General features: G+C 72.2%; 15 protein-coding genes. 3 read left to right on the forward strand and 12 right to left on the reverse strand.

The features are described from left to right. Positions 1–36 precede the first annotated feature (36 nt). The 7 genes from E6R60_RS06360 to E6R60_RS06390 form a co-directional block, all read right to left on the reverse strand. On the reverse strand, positions 37–372 hold the full coding sequence (locus E6R60_RS06360; RefSeq protein WP_168713548.1) for a hypothetical protein: 336 nt from the start codon (positions 370–372) through the stop codon (positions 37–39). A gap of 463 nt (positions 373–835) precedes the next feature. Further along, complete coding sequence (locus E6R60_RS06365) at positions 836–1,867, reverse strand: LacI family DNA-binding transcriptional regulator (protein WP_136325402.1); 1,032 nt, start codon at positions 1,865–1,867, stop codon at positions 836–838. Positions 1,868–2,195: 328 nt separating this feature from the next. Next, positions 2,196–3,656 (reverse strand): GH1 family beta-glucosidase, encoded by a 1,461-nt coding sequence (locus tag E6R60_RS06370; RefSeq protein WP_136325403.1) that lies wholly within the window; start codon positions 3,654–3,656, stop codon positions 2,196–2,198. Positions 3,657–3,784: 128 nt separating this feature from the next. Beyond that, positions 3,785–4,705, reverse strand: coding sequence for a carbohydrate ABC transporter permease (locus tag E6R60_RS06375; protein ID WP_136325404.1), 921 nt, complete (start codon positions 4,703–4,705; stop codon positions 3,785–3,787). A gap of 15 nt (positions 4,706–4,720) precedes the next feature. Continuing rightward, complete coding sequence (locus E6R60_RS06380) at positions 4,721–5,719, reverse strand: sugar ABC transporter permease (protein ID WP_136325405.1); 999 nt, start codon at positions 5,717–5,719, stop codon at positions 4,721–4,723. A gap of 557 nt (positions 5,720–6,276) precedes the next feature. Continuing rightward, positions 6,277–7,605 (reverse strand): extracellular solute-binding protein, encoded by a 1,329-nt coding sequence (locus E6R60_RS06385; RefSeq protein ID WP_136325406.1) that lies wholly within the window; start codon positions 7,603–7,605, stop codon positions 6,277–6,279. Positions 7,606–8,356: 751 nt separating this feature from the next. Beyond that, positions 8,357–9,049, reverse strand: a complete 693-nt coding sequence (locus E6R60_RS06390; protein WP_136325407.1) for a FadR/GntR family transcriptional regulator — start codon at positions 9,047–9,049, stop codon at positions 8,357–8,359. 175 nt (positions 9,050–9,224) lie between these two features. Between E6R60_RS06390 and E6R60_RS06395 the strand changes: the two genes are divergently transcribed. Beyond that, positions 9,225–11,015, forward strand: coding sequence for a 2-isopropylmalate synthase (locus tag E6R60_RS06395; protein ID WP_136325408.1), 1,791 nt, complete (start codon positions 9,225–9,227; stop codon positions 11,013–11,015). Between the two features lie 173 nt (positions 11,016–11,188). Here the strand turns inward: E6R60_RS06395 and E6R60_RS06400 are convergent, their stop codons facing one another. The 3 genes from E6R60_RS06400 to E6R60_RS06410 all read right to left on the reverse strand — a co-directional run bounded on the left by E6R60_RS06400 (position 11,189) and on the right by E6R60_RS06410 (position 14,951). Beyond that, the gene (locus tag E6R60_RS06400; protein WP_136325409.1) at positions 11,189–12,664 is read right to left on the reverse strand and encodes a cellulose binding domain-containing protein; all 1,476 of its coding nucleotides are present in this window, start codon (positions 12,662–12,664) and stop codon (positions 11,189–11,191) included. Between the two features lie 128 nt (positions 12,665–12,792). Beyond that, positions 12,793–14,244: a HAMP domain-containing sensor histidine kinase gene (locus tag E6R60_RS06405; protein WP_136325410.1), complete on the reverse strand. Its 1,452-nt coding sequence runs from the start codon at positions 14,242–14,244 to the stop codon at positions 12,793–12,795. Continuing rightward, positions 14,241–14,951, reverse strand: coding sequence for a response regulator transcription factor (locus E6R60_RS06410; protein ID WP_136325411.1), 711 nt, complete (start codon positions 14,949–14,951; stop codon positions 14,241–14,243). The genes E6R60_RS06405 and E6R60_RS06410 overlap by 4 nt, the downstream gene beginning before the upstream one ends. Before the next feature lie 89 nt (positions 14,952–15,040). On the opposite strand from E6R60_RS06410, the gene E6R60_RS06415 reads away from it, so the two are divergent. Beyond that, positions 15,041–15,586, forward strand: a complete 546-nt coding sequence (locus E6R60_RS06415; protein ID WP_136325412.1) for a hypothetical protein — start codon at positions 15,041–15,043, stop codon at positions 15,584–15,586. Between the two features lie 25 nt (positions 15,587–15,611). Here E6R60_RS06415 and E6R60_RS06420 read toward each other — a convergent pair whose 3' ends face one another. Next, positions 15,612–16,538 (reverse strand): fused MFS/spermidine synthase, encoded by a 927-nt coding sequence (locus E6R60_RS06420; protein WP_240802409.1) that lies wholly within the window; start codon positions 16,536–16,538, stop codon positions 15,612–15,614. Between the two features lie 98 nt (positions 16,539–16,636). After that, positions 16,637–17,101, reverse strand: a complete 465-nt coding sequence (locus E6R60_RS06425; protein ID WP_136325413.1) for a hypothetical protein — start codon at positions 17,099–17,101, stop codon at positions 16,637–16,639. A gap of 240 nt (positions 17,102–17,341) precedes the next feature. Between E6R60_RS06425 and E6R60_RS06430 the strand changes: the two genes are divergently transcribed. Then, positions 17,342–18,703 carry a tetratricopeptide repeat protein gene (locus tag E6R60_RS06430; RefSeq protein ID WP_136325414.1) on the forward strand — a complete coding sequence of 454 codons (1,362 nt, stop codon included), beginning with the start codon at positions 17,342–17,344 and terminating at the stop codon, positions 18,701–18,703. Positions 18,704–18,772: the final 69 nt, after the last annotated feature.

Consider the following 18,772-nt stretch of genomic DNA (forward strand, 5'->3'; position numbering starts at 1 on the left):
CGGGGAGCCGCAGGGCGAAGGGCCCGAGCGGTCCGGTCAGTCGGCGTCGGGGGCGTCGACGATGCGGCCGTCCTTGTCGAGCGTGTGGGTGCGCCAGTACACGTCCCAGTCGTCGTCGACGTGCTTCGGCACCTTGCCTTCCGGGTACCGCGTATATCCCTTCGAGGGCTCCTCGCCGTTCTTCTCGCACGCGGAACCGGAGCCGCCCACGGTCAGCACGGGGTACTCGCCGTCGCTGCAGATGTCCTCCTCGTACGCGAGGCCGGAACATCCGGTGAGTGCCACGACCGCGGCCGCGCTCGCGAGAGCGGCGGCGATGACGCGGGCGGGGCGGATCCTGCCAGAGGGGCTGGTCCTGCGGGCGACGCGCATGATCTCTCCTGACTCCAGTTGTTCGTTACTGCCTCAACTATCGCCGCGGAACATCGCCGATCCCTGAGCACGCGTACTCAGCCACCACGCGCTCGGTTACTCAACCCGCTGACGAACTCGCCGTCGGCGAGGGGCCCTGAGCACGCGAGCGGGCCGCTCGCCGACGAGCCGGCCGCGGACGCGCCCGAGGCCGGTCAGGCCGGCGGGCAGACAGACGGGCGCCCGGGCAGGCAAGCGGGCGGGCAGGCAAGCGGGCGGGCGGGCAGACAGACAGATGGGCGGGCAGGCGAGCGGGCGGGCAGACGGGAAGTACCGGCCGCCCGGCCATGGTGCCGTGGGCGCGCCCGAGCCGCACGACGCACGAAGTGAAGTCGCGGAGGCGCCCGGGGGGGTCCCGGGGCCCCTCACGCGTGCAACGCCGACCGACGGCCCCATGCCACTGCGGGACGGGCGGACGGGCGGCTCACGACGAGTCGCGGACCACCAGTTCGGTCGGCAGCACGATCTGCGGGCGGTCGGTGTTCTCGCCCGCGATCTGGTCGAGGAGTACCCGGGTCATCGTGCGGCCCATCTCCTCGATCGGCTGGCGCACACTCGTCAGCGCCGGGTCCATGTGCCGGGCCACCGCCGAGTCGTCGAAGCCGACGAGGGCCACGTCGTCCGGAATGCGGCGGCCCGCCTCGCGCAGCACCTGGCGGGCGCCCGCCGCCATCAGGTCGGAGGCGGCGAAGACCGCGTCCACGTCCGGGCGGCGGGCGAGCAGTTCGCGCATGGCCCGGACGCCGGCCTCCTCGGAGAAGTCGGCGGGGGCGATCAGCCGTTCGTCGGGCTCGTGGCCCGCGTCGGACAGGGCCTTGCGGTAGCCGTCGAGGCGTCGCTGGGCGGCGTAGACGTCCAGCCGGCCGGTGATGGTGGCGATGGAGCGGCGGCCCCGGGAGACCAGGTGCTCGACGGCGCCGCGGGCGCCCTCGAAGTTGTCCGAGTCGACCGAGGGCAGCGGCTCGGCGACGGACCTGCGGCCGTTCATGACGGCGGGCATGCCGAGCTGTTCCAGCAGATCGGGCAGCGGGTCGTCGGCGTGCACGGAGACCAGCAGCACGCCGTCCACGCGGTGGGCGGTGAGGTACTGGGCCAGTCTGCGGCGTTCGCGGTCGCTGCCGACGAGGGTGAGCAGCAACTGCATCTCGGTGTCGGCGAGAGCGGCGCCCACCCCGCGGACGATGCCGGAGAAGTAGGGCTCCGCGAAGAAGCGGGTCTCCGACTCGGGCACGACGAGAGCGATGGCCTCCGTCCGGTTCCCGGCCAGGGCGCGAGCCGCGCGGTTGGGTACGTACCCGAGCTCGGCGACGGCCGCCTCCACCGCCTCGCGCGTGTGCGCGCTGACCCGTGGCGAACCGTTGATGACCCGCGAGGCGGTGCCGCGCCCCACCCCCGCCCGTGCCGCGACCTCTTCGAGCGTGGGCCGGCCCCCGCTCCGTACTCGCGCTGCCGTCATGGCTGCCTCCCGTTCGCGGTCAATTTCTCACAGTCGGATAACCAAACCAAGTCCTGGCGTTGGTTCGCTTGACACTCGGGGTGAGCGGGCCGCCGCTCCCCGAGCCGCACCGTGGGAGCGCTCCCACTCTACGCGCGTGGTCAAGCGGCCCGCACGGGCCCCGGACCGAGGGGGCCGGAAGGGGGGAGGAATGAGCTGCGGATACGCCTGAGACCCGGCACGGGGCCGGGTCTCAGGGGTCGCGCATCTCACGGTCTCGGGGCGGCGCCCGCCGCGCGGGCCGCGCCCTCCCCCCGAAGGGGCGGAGCGCGTCGGCAGGCGCTCCGGGTCAGGAGAGGCCGGGCTCCGGGAGGGCGTGGCGGCGGATCACGTCGGAGTACCAGTAGGCGCTCGCCTTGGGGATGCGGCGCTGGGAGGCGTAGTCGACGTACACCGTGCCGAAGCGCTTCGAGTAGCCGTACGCCCACTCGAAGTTGTCCATCAGCGACCACAGGAAGTAGCCGCGGACGTCCGCGCCGTCGGCCACCGCACGCTGCACGGCGTCGAGATGGCCGTGCAGGTACGCGATCCGCTCCGGGTCCTCCACCCGGCCCTCGGGCGAGACGTAGTCGTCGAAGGCGGCGCCGTTCTCCGTGACCATCAGCGGCAGGCCGGGGTGGTCGCGGGTGACGTCCATCAGCAGGTTGTAGAGCCCGTCGGGGTCGATCGGCCAGTCCATCGCCGTGCGCGCCTTGCCCTCGGCGAGGTGGAAGGCGACGTGCTCGGAGCCGGGCCACGGCGAGAACTGACTGGAGCCGTGGACATCGTTGCCAGAGCCCGCTTCGCCCTTCTCCGGGGTGGAGACCAGCGTCGGCGTGTAGTAGTTGATGCCGAGGACGTCGACCGGGCGGGAGATCGCGGCCAGGTCGCCGTCCTGGACCAGCTTCGACCAGTCCACCAGGTGCGCGGTGTCGGCGAGCAGGTCCTCGGGGTACTCACCGCGCAGCATCGGACCGGTGAAGACCCGGTTGCCGACGGCGTCGATCCGGCGTGCGGCGTCCGCGTCGGCCGCGCTCGCGGTCAGCGGGCGGACCTGGTGGAGGTTGAGGGTGACCGAGGTCTGCGCACCAGCGGGGAGTTGATCGCGCAGGACCTCGATCGCCCGGCCATGGGCGAGGTTGAGGTGATGGGCCGCCCGCAGGGCGGAGGCGGGCTCGGTGCGGCCGGGAGCGTGCACTCCGGAGCCGTATCCGAGGAAGGCCGAGCACCACGGCTCGTTGAAGGTCGTCCAGGTCGCGACCCGGTCGCCGAGCGCGCCCGCCATGATCGCGGCGTAGTCGGCGAAGCGGTCGGCGGTGACCCGCTGGGGCCAGCCGCCGGCGTCCTCCAACTCCTGGGGCAGGTCCCAGTGGTACAGGGTGGCGACGGGGGCGATCCCCGCTTCGAGCAGCTCGTCGACGAGCTTGCGGTAGAAGTCCAGGCCGCGTTCGACGGCGGGGCCGCGGCCGGTGGGCTGGACCCGGGACCAGGAGATGGAGAAGCGGTACGCCTTCAGCCCCAGCTGCTTCATCAGCGCCACGTCGTCGCGGTAGCGGTGGTAGTGGTCGGCGGCGATGTCACCGGTGTCGCCGTTGCGGACCTTGCCCGGGGTACGGCTGAACGTGTCCCAGATGGAAGGGGTGCGGCCGTCCTCGGCTGCGGCGCCCTCGACCTGGTAGGCGGCGGTGGCCGCTCCCCAGACGAAGCCCGTAGGGAATTTCGTGGCCGCGGGCGCCTGCTTCGGGGCGATGTCGGGTCGTACGGCAGTCATGCGGGAGCGCTCCCAGGGATGGACGGACAGGGGCGGGGAAGGGGTGGAACTCCGGAGCCCGTACGGCCCGCGGTCAGGTACGGGCCGTACGGGGGTTCCGGGAAGTGACGAGGAGGCTGGGGGAAACGTCAGCCCTTGACGGCGCCGGACATGATCCCGCCGACGATCTGCTTGCCGAAGAGGACGAACACCACGAGCAGCGGCAGCGTGCTGATCAGCCCGCCCGCCATCACGATGCTCTCGTCGGGGGTGTAGGAGGCCTTCAGCTGGCCGAGGGCCACCTGAAGGGTGGGGTTCTGCTGGTTCAGCGCGAGGTAGGGCCAGAAGAAGTCGTTCCACGCCTGGACGAAGGTGAGCATGCCCAGCACCATCATCGCGGGGCGGGCCACCGGAAGCACCACGCTGCGCACGATGCGGAAGTTGCTCGCACCGTCGATCTTGGCGGCCTCGATCAGCTCGTACGGCAGCGCCTCGGTCAGGTACTGACGCATGAAGAACACGCCGAACGCGCTGACCAGGGTCGGGAAGATCACCGACTCCAGGCTTCCGCTCCAGCCGAGGTCGGACATCATCATGAACAGCGGCACGACGCTGAGCTGCGGCGGGATCGTCAGGGTCGCGATGACCCCGGTCATCAGCGCGCCGCGTCCGCGGAAGCGCATCTTGGCGAAGGCGTAGCCGGCCAGGGTGCAGAAGAAGAGCGTCGCCAGCGTGATGCAGCTGGAGACGATGAAGCTGTTGAGGATCGCCTTGCCCAGGTGGGCCTGGTTCCAGGCGGCGTCGAGGTTGTGGAGCAGCCGGTCGCCGGGCAGGAACGGCGGGGTGGACGCCAGGACTTCGTCCTGGGTGTGGGACGCGGCCACCAGGGTCCAGTACAGCGGCAGCAGCGAGCCGATGCCGACGACGGTCAGCGCTATGTAGGCGAAGGGACCGCCCTTCAGCTGCTGCCCGGCACCGGGCTTGAAGCGGCTCGCACGCTTCGGCGCGCGGTGCACGGTGCGCGCCGGGAGGACGGAGCCCGGGACTTTGGTGGGGCTGGTGATGGTCATGGATATCGCTCCCGGTCAGACCGCGGATTTGCGTACGAAGCGGCCGATGAGCCAGTTGACCGCGGCGATGATCAGCAGGAGGGCGAGCATCGCCCAGGCCACTGCGGCGGCCGGACCGAGATGCCCCAGGTTCCAGCCGTAGTTGTAGAGGTAGATGCTGAGGGTCTCGTACTGGTTCTCGTTGCCGCCGATCGCGCCGAGGGTGCCGCCCTCCAGCAGCAGGGGCTCGCCGAACAGCTGCATGGAACCGATGGTTGAGATGACGATCGTGAAGAGGATCGTGGGCCGCAGCGAGGGAATGGTCACCTTGAGGAACTGCTGCCAGCGCGAGGCGCCGTCGAGGGAGGCGGCCTCGTACAGATCGGACGGCACGGCCTGCATCGCGGCGAGGTAGATCAGGGTGTTGTAGCCGGTCCAGCGCCAGATCACGATGACGGAGATGGCGATCTTGGACGTCCAGTGGCCGTTGGCCCAGTTGGTGTGGCCGAGGCCGACGAACTCCAGCGCCCAGTTCAGCAGACCGCCGTCGGCCCGGAAGACCAGGGCGAAGACGAGGGCGGCGGAGGCCACCGAGGTGGCGTACGGAGTGAGGATCACCGTCCGCCAGAAGGTGCTGGCACGCAGCTTGTAGTTCAGCAGGTGCGCCAGACCGAGGGCGACGAGCAGCTGCGGGACCGTCGACATGACACCGATCAGGAAGGTGTTGCTGACGGCGGTCCAGAACTCGGAGTCATGCAGGATCTTGTCGAAGTTCTCCCAGCCGACCCACTCCATCTGGTCCAGGCCGGTCATCTCCACCCGGTGCAGGGCGATCCAGCCGGTGTAGATCAGCGGGTAGAGCCCGAAGGCGCCGAAGACGAGGAAGAACGGGGCGATGTAGGCGTACGGGGACGCCTTGTCGTCGAACCGCCAGAGGCGGCTGCGCCATGTCTGCCGGCGGGGGCTGACCGGCTTCCGCCGGGAGCCGGGGGGCGGCGGGGCGTATACATCCCGGGTGGGAGACGAGGTGGCCACGGGCGATATTCCTTCCCTGGATTGCTTGGGTTACCCGGGTGGAAGCTGTTGTCCCACTCCCGACGGGACCGGCTCGGGGGCGGCCGGTGCGGTCGATCGCAAGGCGCCGGAGTGACCTCAAGGCGGAGCCGTGCGGGCAGTTCGGCGACGCGGCGAGCGTCGCACCGGGCGTCCGGGCCGGGCGGGTGTCGGACTACAGCAGCTGACGGGGGCCGGACGGGCGGCGCGTGCGGCGGACTTCCCGGGACGGCCGGGTCACCGGTCTCCCCGTGGAAGCCCACGGCACGCGGGCCTACTCGGCCCCTGGGCCCTGTCCGGGGTCGTGATCCGGCTCAGGGAGTGGGGCGTGGCGCGCGATCGCAAGGCGCCGGAAAGTCCTCGATGGGCCCCTCCCCTGCCCTTCGGGCTATGGGGAGGAGCTACCAGGATTTTTCGGCGACGCCGCGAGCGTGCCACGCCCCGTGAGCCCAGATCACAACTCCGGACGGGGCCCTGCCCCGTGAGGGGCGGGAACACGCAGGTGCGGGCGGCCCGGGGGCCGCCCGCCGCTACGACCGTCAGCCGATCGCCTTGTCGATCGCGTTGGTCGCTGCCTTCCACGCGTCGTCAGGCTTGGTGCCGCGCTGCTCCATGTTGTTGATCTGGGTGGAGATGGTGTCCTTGATGATGCCGTCCTTCGGGCCGAGGATCGTCTCGGGGATGGACTTGGCCTCGTCGGCGTAGATCTCACCGATCGGCGCGTCGTTGAAGTACGGGAGCTTGGCGCTCTTCACGTCGGGCAGGTCGTACGCGCCCTTGTTGGACGGGAAGCTGCCGATCGCCTTGAAGACGGCGGCCTGCTGCTCGGGGGCGGTCAGCCACTTGACGAGCTTGCCGGCCTCCTCGACGTGCTTGCCGGCCTTCGGGACTCCGAGGAAGGAGCCACCCCAGTTGGCGGCGGTCGCACCCGGGGCGGTGGTGATGTCCCACTTGCCCTTGTTGGCGTCACCGGCGTTCACCGAGATCTGACCGGCCATCCAGGCGGGACAGGCGACGGTGGCCATGGTGCTCTTGCGCAGAGCGGCCTTCCACGGGTCGCTGAACTGGGCGAGGCCCTGCGTCAGCTTCTTGTCCGCGGCCTCGGCCGCCAGGTTCCAGCCCTGCTCGACGCTGGGGCTGTCCTTGTAGATCGCCTCGCCGTTCTCGTCGTAGTACTGCTTCGCGTTCGAGCTGACGACGGCGTTGTACATGGCGCTGGCGGAGTCCATGAAGTACGTGCCGCTGGGGGCCTTCTTCTTGTACTCCTCACCGAGCTTGAGGTAGTCCTCCCAGCCACCGGCGATCTTCGCGGCGACTTCCTTGCGGTCGGTCGGCAGGCCGGCCTTCTTGAAGAGCTCGGTGTTGTAGCAGAGCGACATCGGGCCGATGTCGGTGCCCGCGCCGATCACCTTGCCGTCCTTCGTGGTGGCCTGCTTCTCCTTCCAGGACACCCACTCGTTGACGTCGATGACCTTGCTCAGGTCGGCGAACTGGTCCGCCTTCGTGTCGACGAGCTCCTTGATGCGCCCGACCTCGAGGCCCTGGACGTCGGCCAGCCCGCTGCCCGAGTTCAGCTGCTGGAGCAGCTTGGGGTAGTAGACCTTCTCATCGGCGGTGGTGTCTTCCTTCACCGTGATGTTCGGGTTCAGCTCGTGGTACTTCGCGAAGAGGCCGGCTTCCTTGTAACCGAACTGCCCGAAGTCGGCGACGGTCAGCGTGATCTTCCCGTTCGCATCGGAGGACGCGTCATCCGATGAGTCGGAGTCGCTGCTGCAGCCGGTCAGCAGCAGGGCCGAAGCGGTCAGGCCCGTGGTGGCCAGAACCGCGACTCTGCGGCTGCGACCGGCGACGGTGCGGGTGATACGCATTCCACTACTCCTTGTTCCAGGGTGGGACTGGCTCACTGCGTGGCATACGCGCTGGTGAGTGCGGGTGCCAGATGGTTCAGGGGGGAGGACACGGGCAGTGCCGTTCGCGCGAGAATTCCTCTTGCGATGTGGGAGCGCTCCCATGCGTCGATGTCGGAAGGTTGCTGCCTCAGGGGGGTGGGTGTCAAGAGTTGAAGACGCTTCCGTTGCGCGAGCGTGTCCTGCAAGTCACGAGACCGTGTCCGGCCGAAGGCTTGCCAAAGCTCGCCGCCAGGGGAAGCGGACGGAAGGCTTCCTGAATTTCCGCAGGTGAGAGCCTTGTTGGGAGTGGATCTTGCGCGTTACGGCGCGAAGGGAGCCCGACCGTCCCGGTTTCGCGACCACGCCCGGAAACACCCCCGGTCCGCCCCGATTCACGCGGCAGCGCCCGCCGGAAGGTGAACGGGACCTCGCACTCAGGGGGCGCCCAGGGGCCCTTCCGCGTTCTTTCCCCGAAGCCTCGCCACGGACGGTGGCCGAAACGGCGGCCCCCGGGGTGACCGGATCGGTCCACTGCGGGGCGGCCGGGAGGGTACGCAGGGGGCCACCGGGCGGTACGCCGACGGGCGGCCGGGACGGCGCCTGCGCACGAGCCCGACGAGGGGGCGCGAGGGCGGCCAAGGGGGCGAGAGCAGCGAGGGGCGAAGGCCGGCGAGCGCGGCGAAGGGCGGCGAAGGGGGCGAGGGGGGCGAAGGGCGGCGACCGAGCCGGCTCACGCCGCGCGCAGGCGGTCCAGGGTGTGCCGCAACTCCTCCTGGGCCGCCCGGCCCGCCGACTCCGCGTCGCCCGCGACCACGGCCGTGACCAGCGCGCGGTGTTGCGCGTCGCCGTGGTGGGGGTCGCCGCGGCGCAGCCCGAGCAACTCCACCAGGTCGATCAGGGCCTGCCGCAGGGCCGGGACGAACTCGCCGAAGAGATCGGTGAGTACGGGGTTGTGGGCAGCCGCCACGACCGCCCGGTGCAGGGCGATGTCGGCGTCCACGAAGGCGTCGTCCGGCCCGGCTCCCGCCGCCCGCCGGGCCACGAGGGCCGCATCGAGGGCGATCAGGTCCTCGTCGGTGCGGCGGACGGCGGCCAGGCGGGCGGCCTGGACCTCGATGAGCATGCGGACCTCGTAGACGTCGGTCACCGCGGCCCGCCGCAGCCGGACCGGCCACTCCTCGGCCTCGTGGTCGGCGATGACGAAGACCCCGGCCCCCTGGCGGGACTGGAGCAGTCCCAGCGTGGCGAGCGTGCGCACCGCCTCGCGCACGGTGGAGCGGCCCACGCCGAGCGTCTTGGCGAGCGTGGTCTCGCCGGGGATCTTCGTGCCGACCGGCCAGTGGCCCTCGGTGATCTGCGCGCGCAGATGACGCGTGGCCTGTTCGACCAGAGGGCTGGGGCGGAGCGGGCCGAGCGAGGACACGGGATTCACCTGTCAGGTTGTCTGAGGACTTGGTTTCTGGCTACTGTACCGGTCATGACGTACCGCGGTCTCCTCCTTCTCGGCTGCCGCGGCGGGGCCTGAAGCGATCGGCACCCCGCCGCGGGGTGCCGTGCTGTGCCGGTCGCATCCGGCGATGCGAAATGAGACCGCGTTCATGTCCGAGCTCACGTCCGAGTCCATGTCCGACGTCATGTCACCGATGCACGGCTTCCCCACGATCTGTACGCCCCGCGGGCCCGTGCCCGAGGCCGCTCCCCCCTGGAATCCTCAGCGCTCCAGCTCGATGCCCTCGCACCGCTACCGTCCGGCCTTCGACCGCGTGGACATCCCGCTGACCGGGCGGAGCTGGCCGCAGGCCCGTATCGACCGCGCCCCCCTCTGGGTCCCCGTCGACCTGCGTGACGGCAACCAGGCCCTGGCCGAGCCGATGGACACCCCGCGCAAGCGCCGGATGTTCGACCTGCTCGTCGCGATGGGCTACAAGGAGATCGAGGTCGGCTATCCGTCCGCGAGCCGGACCGACTTCGGCTTCGTACGGCATCTGGCGGAGAGCGGGGCGGTACCCGACGACGTGACCGTGGTGGTCTTCACCCCGGCCATGCCCGAGCTGATCGAGCGGACCTTCGAGTCCGTCGCGGGGATGGACCGGGTGGTCGTCCACCTCTACATCCCGACCGCTCCCGTCTGGCGGGACGTCGTCCTCGGACGCAGCCGGGCCGAGGTGCACGGCGTGGTGCTGGACGCCGCGCGGCAGATGGACCGGCTGGCGCGGGCCAGGCCCGGGGCGGACATCCGGTTCGAGTTCTCGCCGGAGGTCTTCATCCTGACCGAGCCCGACTACGTCCTGGAGATCTGCAACAGTCTCACCGCTCTGTGGGACGCCTCGCCGGACCGGCCGGTCATCCACAACCTGCCGGCCACGGTGGAGATCGCGACGCCGAACGTGTACGCGGACCAGATCGAGTACATGCACCGCCATCTGGACCGGCGCGGTTCCGTGATCCTCTCCGTGCACCCCCATAACGACCGCGGGACGGGTGTGGCCTGCGCCGAGCTCGCCGTGCTGGCGGGGGCGCAGCGGGTGGAGGGCTGCCTGTTCGGCAACGGGGAGCGCACCGGCAACGTCGATCTGGTCAATCTGGCCCTCAATCTGCACGCCCAGGGCGTCGACCCGATGATCGACTTCTCGGACATCGACGAGATCCGCCGCACGGTCGAGCACTGCAACCGGCTGCCGGTGCCACCCCGTCATCCGTACGGCGGCGACCTCGTGTACACCGCGTTCTCGGGCACCCACCAGGACGCGATCAGCAAGGGGTTCGCGCATCACGCGGAGAGCGGCTCGGAGCTGTGGTCGGTGCCGTATCTGCCGATCGACCCGGCGGATGTGGGGCGTACGTACGAGGCGGTCATCCGGGTCAACAGCCAGTCCGGCAAGGGCGGCATCGCCCACCTGCTGCGGAGCAACCACGAGGTGGACCTGCCGCCGGGGATGCGGGCGGACTTCTCCCGCACGGTGCAGGAGATGACGGACGACAGCGGCCTGGAGGCCACGCCGAAGGACCTGTGGAACCTGTTCGAGGCGGCCTACCTGGCCCCCGGGCGGGACGGCTCGGTCGCCCTCGCCTCCTGGTCCACGGACCGCGGCCCGGCGGGTCGGCACCGCTTCGTCTGCACGCTGCGGGTGGACGGGCGCGAGGGCGACTACGAGGGCACGGGCGCCGGGGCGGTGTCGGCGTTCACGGACGCGCTGGAGGGGGCCGGGGTGAAGGTCACGGTCCTCGACTTCGCGGAGCACGGCTCGCGCGGACCGAAGGCGCGGGTGACGGCGTACGCGCGGTGCCGGGTCGGCGGGACGGAGCACTGGGGCGCGGGCCAGGACGCGTCGGGTGTGGCGGCGTCGGTGGCGGCGGTGCTGTCGGCGGTGAACCGGGCGCGGGAGTGACGCGGGACGCGTCAGGCGTGAGCCGAGGGGGCGGCGCGCACCCCGGCCGGGGGGGGAACGTGGGGCGCGCACCCCGGCCGGGGGGGGAACGTGGGGCGCGCACCCCGGCCGGGTGGGGGGAGTGTGGGGGCCGGCCGGGATGCACGGGCGGGGGAGGGTGGCTGCTGGGGTGCCTACTTGTACGCGCCGAACGCCTTCGTGAAGGCGAGCGGTTCCTGGGCGATCGAGCTGCACGAGGCGTCCGCGGACGGCTTCGGCCCGCCCGCGCACGCCTTGTCCCGCGTGCCCGACCACATCGCGAGCCAGGCGAGGCCCTTCTGCTGGGCGAAGGCCACCAGCTGGGTGGCGTCCTCGACCTTGAAGATCTCCGTGGCCACGTCGTTCACGCCGATCATCGGCGTGACGGCGACGGTCTTCCACGCCTCCGCGTCGGAGAGCCCGAGCACGCCCTTGATCTGGGCCTGGGTGGCGGTCGCCGCCTGGATGGCGTACGCGCCCATGTCACCGCTGTACGAGGCGCCGTAGTCCATCGCCATGACGTTGACCGCCCCGACGTCCACGCCGTTCTTCTTCGCGTCGGCGATCAGGTCCACGCCCGGCTGGGTCAGGCCCTCGGGCATCACCGGCAGGGTGAAGGAGACGTCCAGGCCCGGGTGGGACTTCTGAAGCTGGGCGATGGCCTGGGAGCGCCGGGAGTTGGCGGCCGTGTCGGGCAGCGCCCCGCCCTCGATGTCGAAGTCGACCTTGGTCAGCTTGTACGTGTCGACGACCTTGCCGTACGCGGCCGCCAGATCGGCGGCCGAGGCGCAGTTCAGTGCCAGCTCGGAGCCGGAGGCGCCCCCGAAGGAGACCCGGACGTCGCCGCCGGCCGCGCGCAGGGCGCCGATCTGTGAGGCCACGTGGTCGTCGCCGAGCCCGGTGACGCCGCCCCAGAGCGGGGCGCAGCTGCCGCCGGAGGTGATGAAGGCGAGGTTGAACTGCTTCACACCGGTCTTGGTGGCGGTGTCGAGCAGGTCGTACGCCGGGTAGAGCGAGGTGTCGACGTAGGGGGCGAAGCCCGCACCGCCGGCCGTGCCGCCTCCGGTCTGGGTCGGGGTCGGCGTGGGGGTGGGTGTGGCGGTCGCGGTCGGCTTCTCCGTGGGGGTGGCCGAGGCGGTCGGGGCGGGGGTCGCGGTCTCGGTGGGGCGGCCGCTCGGCTCGGGGGTCGCGCCGGTGTCGACGGAGCACGCGGCGTCGTCGATGAGACAGCCGGTGGGGTCGGCGGCCGTGCCGTCGGAGCTGGTGACGAAGCCTACGGTGACGGACTTGCCGGGCGCGAGCTCCTTGTTCCAGCTCGCCGGTCCGACGGTGACGTGGTTGCCGCTGACGGTGTGCTCGCCGTTCCACAGTGAGCTGATCCTGGTGCCCGCCGGCAGGTCGAACTCGAGCGTCCAGCCGGTCTTGGCCGTGGCGGTGTCGTTGGTGACGACGTACTGCCCGGTGTATCCGCCGGTCCAGCCGCTGGTCCTCGTGTACGCGGCGCCCACCGCCGCGGCCTGGGCCGTGCCGGTGAGGGCGAAGACCGTGCCGCCGATCACGGCCGCGGCGACGACCGCGCCGATCGCCTTGGTCCTGGTGCTCGCCGTGCGCCGGTGCGTGCTGGTGCCCATCGCGTTCCTGCCTCGTGTACGGAAGTGGGGGATGCGGGAGCACGCTAGCGGCACCGAATCCGGCAAACGGCACGATCGGGACGGGGGTTGATGTTCTTAGGGTGCGCTTAAGGAGCGCATCGGCCGGTCTAAAGGTTCGGCCGCGCACCCGAGCGGAATGGGAGCTTTGCGCCGCGGCCGCCCAGTGCGCGCCGCTGCCGCCCCACCCGGTGGCCGCGCCCGCGCCGCTGGGGCCGCTGTCCGTCGAGCCCGATCCAGATGCGCACCTCCGTGCCGCCGAGCACGGAGCGCCCGATCCGCACATCGCCCCCGGTGGACTCGGCGACCCGGCGGACGATGTCGAGGCCCAGCCCGGTCGAGCCCACCGCTCCCCCGGCTCCCCCGCGCCCGCTGCCGCCGCGTGCCAGCGCGGCCTTCGGATCGGCGATGCCGCCGCCGGCGTCCGAGACGAGCACGATCACCGCGTCACCGCTGTGGTGGACGTCGACGGCGAAGGCGGTGCCCTCCGCGGTGTGGCGGAAGACGTTGCCGAGCAACGCGTCGAGTGCGGCGGCGAGTTCGGGGCGGGCCACCGGAATGCGCACCGTACGGTCGACGCCCGCGAGGCGCACCTCGCGGCCCTCGTCCTCGGCGAGCGCGGACCAGAAGGCCATCCGCTCGCGGATCACCTCGGAGACGTCGCAGCCGGCCCCGGGCCCGCCGTTCGGGCCCTGGGTCTGGGGGCGCTGTTCGCGGGCGGTCCTGATGATCGTGTCGACCTCGTGCTCCAGCTGCTGGACGGCCGCCCGGGTCTGCTCGGCCGCCGGCCCCTCGCCGAGTGAGGCGGCGTTGAGCCGGAGCACGGTGAGCGGGGTGCGCAGCCGGTGCGAGAGGTCGGCGGCGAGTTCGCGCTCGTTGGCCAGGAGCTGGACGACCTGGTCGGCCATGGAGTTGAACGCGACGGCCGCGGACCGCAGTTCGGTCGGCCCCTCCTCCGGCACGCGGGTGCCGAGCCTGCCCTCCCCCAGGTCCTGTGCGGCGCCCGCCAGGCGGCGGGCCGGCTGCACCATGCGTACGCCCAGCCGGTCGGCCACCGCGACCGAGCCGACGATCAGCGCGATGCCGACGCCCGCCAGCATCAGCCAGGCCGTGGCGACCCCGTTGGACACCTCGTCCTCGGGCACGAAGACCTCGACCACGGCGGTGCCGCCGGAGCCCAGCACGGTCGGCTGGAGCAGCGCGGAGCCGCCCGTCACCTCGGTGATGGAGGCGCGCCCCGATTCCCGTACGGTCTCCAGGTCCTTGCGGGTCGCACGCCGGCTGCCGATCTCCACCGCGACGCTGCCGGCCTTGCCGGACGCGGGGACGTGCACGGCCATCCGGCCGGCTGCTCCCGGTTCGGTCGTGAGGACGGCCGTTTCGAGTTCGGCGCGGTCGGTGGTGATGGAGAGGGTGGGGCCGATCGTCGCGGCCTGCCGCTCGGCGTCGGAGAAGGCGCGGTCGCGCGCCATCTCCTTGATGACGAGGCCGAGGGGGACGGCGAAGGCGATGACGACCATCGCGGTGACAGCCAGGCAGACCTTGACCAGGGCCCATCTCATGCGGGCTGCTCCGGGGGCGCGGCGGGCGGCTGGAGCTTCACGCCGACGCCGCGCAGGGTGTGCAGATAGCGGGGCCGGGCGGCGGTCTCGCCCAGTTTCCGGCGCAGCCAGGAGAGGTGGACGTCGATGGTCTGGTCGTCCCCGTAGGACTGCTGCCAGACCTCGGCGAGCAGTTCCCTGCGTGCGACGACGACGCCCGGGCGGCCGGCCAGAAACGTCAGCAGGTCGAACTCGCGTCGGGTGAGGTCGAGTTCGGCGCCGTCGAGTTGGGCCTGGCGTCGCAACGGGTCGATGGAGAGCCCGCCGACCTGGATGACGCGCGGCGGCGGGGCCTCGCCGCCGGCCGCCCGCGAGCGGCGCAGCACGGCGGCCATCCGGGCCGAGAGGTGCTCCACGGAGAACGGCTTGGTCAGGTAGTCGTCGGCGCCGTCGTTGAGCAGCCGGACGATCTCGCTCTCGTCGTCGCGCGCGGTCGCGATGATGACCGGCACGTCGGTGATGCCGCGCAGCATCTTCAGCGCCTCGGCCCCGTCGAGGTCGGGCAGCCCGAGATCGAGGATGACCACGTCGAACCGGAAGTGGGCGACCTCGCGCAGCGCCTCGAGCGCGGTCCCGACGCTCCGCACCGTATGGGAGGCCTCGGTCAGGTGCCGGATGAGGGCGGAACGTACGAACTGGTCGTCCTCGACCACGAGCACACTTGGCATGGGCGGCACCGTACGCCATCGGACGTCGCCCGGTCCGGCCGGTGGCGGTAGTGGGACAGCGCGGGGACCGGTGGTGCAGGATGTGCCGGATGCAACGAGGTCTCGTACACGCGCTCGCGTGGTCGCTCGCCACCGGCGCGGCGGTCACGCTGTCGTGGTGGGGTGTGCACACCGTGATGGCGGGCACGGCGTACGACCCGCCGCGCGCGGTGCCGATCGCGGCGGGTGCCCGGAGCGAACGGGACGTCACCGAGAACCTGTCGTCCTCGACGCACCGCCCGCGACCGGCCCCTTCGAAGAGCCCGCCGGCTTCCCGCCGGCCCGCCCCGAAGCCGTCCGCGTCCCCGTCCCGGACGCCGTCGCGCCTCCCGGCGGCCACTCCGCGGCCGACGGCCACGGCCACCGCGTCGGGGACGGCGAGGAGTTACCGGACGGACGGCGGCCGGATCGTCTTCGAGCTCGGCACCGACGCGGCGAAGCTGGTGTCGGCGACTCCGGAGCAGGGCTGGTCGGTACAGGTCTGGACGAACACGACGTGGATCCGGGTGAACTTCACCAAGGACGACGGCACGACGGTGTCGGTCTACTGCACCTGGAACGACCACCCGCCGATGGTCGAGATCGTGAACTCCTGACGCCGGAACGCCGATCGCGTCGCGGTCAGTCGAAGGCGGACGCCGGGGGCGCGGGCGACGGCCGGGCGTCCGCGTCGTGCACGGCGGCCGCGCCGCCGGTGAAGTCGGCGAGCGCCCGCCCGTGTTCGACGCGCCCCGGATGCGGATCGGTCGCCACCCTGCGGGTCAGCTCCGCGACCTTCGGCGCCACGTCCGAGGCGAGCAGGACGGCGTTGCCGAAGCGGCGTCCGCGGAACACGGTCGGGTCGGCGGCGAGCGCCAGCTCGGGGAAGACGGTCGCGGCGGTGGCGATCTGGCCGCGCAGATGTGCCAGCGGCGGCCCGTCGGCGAGGTTGGCCACGTAGCTCCCGCCGGGCTTCAGGACGCGGCGCACCTCGGCGAGGAACTCGGTGCTGGTGAGGTGGGCGGGGGTGCGGGCCCCGCTGAAGACGTCGGCGATGACGAGGTCGGCCCAGCCGTCCTGGATCTTCCCCAGGCCGGCGCGGGCGTCGGTGGCCCGGACCCGGATCCTGGCCTGCGGGTCCAGCGGCAGTTCCCGGCGCACCAGTTGGACGAGGGCGGCGTCCACCTCGACGATCTGCTGGGTGGAGCGGGGGCGGGTCGCGGCGATGTAGCGGGCGAGGGTGAAGGCCCCGCCGCCCAGGTGCACGACGTGCAGCGGCTGCCCCGGGGGCGCGACCAGGTCGGCGATGTGGCCGATCCGGCGCTGGTACTCGAACGAGAGGTACGTCGGATCGTCCAGGTCCACATGGGACTGCGGGGCGCCGTCGATCGTCAGGGTCCAGGCGCGCCGGCGCTCCCGGTCGGGCACCAGCTCGGCGGCACCGCCGTCCACGGCCTCGGTGACGTTGCCGGCGGGGCGCTCGGAGCCGCGCGCCGCCTTGCGGTCGGTCCTGCGGTCCGTGCGCTGCTTGCGGTCGCCCGCGCCGCCGGCCGCTCCTCGACGTGCCACTGCCCTCGCCCCTGCTCACTGCTCATCACGTCCGGGGCCGGTCGGGGACCGGCCGTGACGGGCTGATTCAAGGCGCCCGCCGTCCGGCCATTATGGGCTCAGCGGCAGTTGTCGGCCGCTTCGATCAGGCGGGCGGCCTGGTCGAGCGCGGCCCGCAGCGCGACGGGGTCGGTGACCGGGGTGTCGACGGCGGGAGGCAGCAGCCAGCCGCTGCCCTGGACCGGCGGCTCGGCGGGGAGGCGCAGCCCGCGGCCGTCGGTCCGCGTACAGGCGCTGCCCGGTACGTCCCACGCCTGCGCGGTGCCCGGGGGCACCAGGAAGCCGAGGGTGGCGCAGGCCCCGTCGTGGAGCACCGGGCCGACGGCCTCCTGGTGGGCGCCGCGCCGCAGGATGTCGACGGCCTCCAGCCCCTGGCGGGCCGGGACGGTCACCAGGTCGCAGGGCTCGGGTTCGGGGGGCGTGCCGCATCCCTCCGCGGGCGCCGTGGTGCCGGTCGGCGCGGGCGCCGTCTCCCCGGTCGTCGCGGTCGTTCGCGATCCGGTCGCCATGCCGAGGTGCAACAAGGGACCTCTCCTCTCATCGCCGGGCGGAGCCGGACTCCGTCTCCGCATGGACCAACGCGGCGACCGCGTCAAGGGCTACGGTGCAGCACCGCCGCAAAGGGTGGCAGTTCATGGCAGATCGTGGGCGAGATGCCTGTTTTGTAACCATACGGAGCGTGTGCGACCTGTCACAGCAGGTACGTTCTTGCTCCGCCGGGACACCGGAAACAGCGCCCGGCTCGCACCAGAGAGGGCGCCGCCATGGTGTCGACAGGGGCAGTTCCCAACCTCGCTTTCCGGCGGCTGCGCGGACAGCGCTCCGCCGGGGAGTTCGCTGCCGCGGTACGCAGGTCCGCTCGCGAGATCGGTGAGCAGGTCGCGTGCGACGCCCGGTACATCGGCCGCGTGGAGTCCGGCGAGATCCGCTGTCCCAACTACGCGTACGAGCGGGTCTTCCGGCACATGTTCCCCGGGGCGACCCTGGCGGACCTGGGCTTCTCACCGCGCGAATCGGTACGCGGCCGGGGAGCCCGGCCCGCGGCCGACCCCCCACCACCGACTTCCCCGCTGCTCGTGCTCGGCAGCGACACCGACGAGGAGAGCGACGTGCTGCGTCGCGCATTCATGACGAGCGGCACCACCGCGGTGGCCGCCGCCTCCCTGGGCCTCGGACTCGGCGGCCCGGCGGCCGCCTCCGTGCCGGCGCAGCGCCGGGTGGGCGAGGCCGAGGTGAGTGCCGTCGAGAAGGCGGTGCGGCAGATCCGCCTGCTGGACGACCGGCACGGCGGTGACGGCTTGTACCGGCGGGCCTCGCAGCCGCTGAGGGCGGCGTACGCGCTGCTCGACTCCGGCACCACGACCCGCCGCTCCACGGCGGACCGGCTGCACGCCGGCGCCGGGGAGCTGGCCATCTCGGTGGGCTGGCTGGCCCATGACTCGGGCCGGTTCGACGACGCCCGCTCCCACTACGCGGAGGCGCTGGCCACCGCGCGGCTCGCCGGGGACCCGGCGCTGGAGGCGCACGCGTTCTGCAACGCGTCGTTCCTGGCCCGCGATACGGGACGGCCTTGCGAGTCCGTGCGCGCGGCGGAGGCGGGGCAGCGGGCCGCCCGGCCGCTGGGCTCGCCGCGCCTGCTGGCGCTGCTCGCGCTGCGCGAGGCGGGGGGCCGGGCGGGGCTCGGGGACCGTACCGGCTGCGAGAAGGCCCTCGGCCGGGCACACACCGCGTTCGGGAAGGGGCCGTCCGCGGCGGACCCGGAGTGGATGACCTTCTTCCGCGAGGCGGAGCTGGAGATGCTGGAGGCGCAGTGCTGGTCGGCGCTGGGCGACTGGTCGCGGGCCGCACGCCACGCACGACGGGCGACGCGGCTCCAGGACCCGCACTTCACGCGCAACCTGGCGCTCTACCGGGCCGAGCTGACCTGGGACCTGGCGAGGGCGGGCCTCACGGAGGAGGCGGCGGCGACAGGCCACCGGGTCCTCGACCTCCTGGACCAGGTCCAGTCCACCCGCATCCGGTCGATGCTGTCCGACGCGGTCACGGTCCTGCGCCCCCAGGGCCGGGGCTCCGTGGACGTCAAGGACTTCCTGGACCGGCATGCGGTGTCGGCGGCGGGGGGGTAGGGGGGCAGGCTCGGCCCGTCCGCGCGCGCCCGGACGAGTACGCCCGCCCCATCAAGCCGGCCCGCCCGC

The sequence above is a fragment of the Streptomyces sp. A0642 genome, assembly GCF_004795105.1.
Classification (GTDB): domain Bacteria; phylum Actinomycetota; class Actinomycetes; order Streptomycetales; family Streptomycetaceae; genus Streptomyces.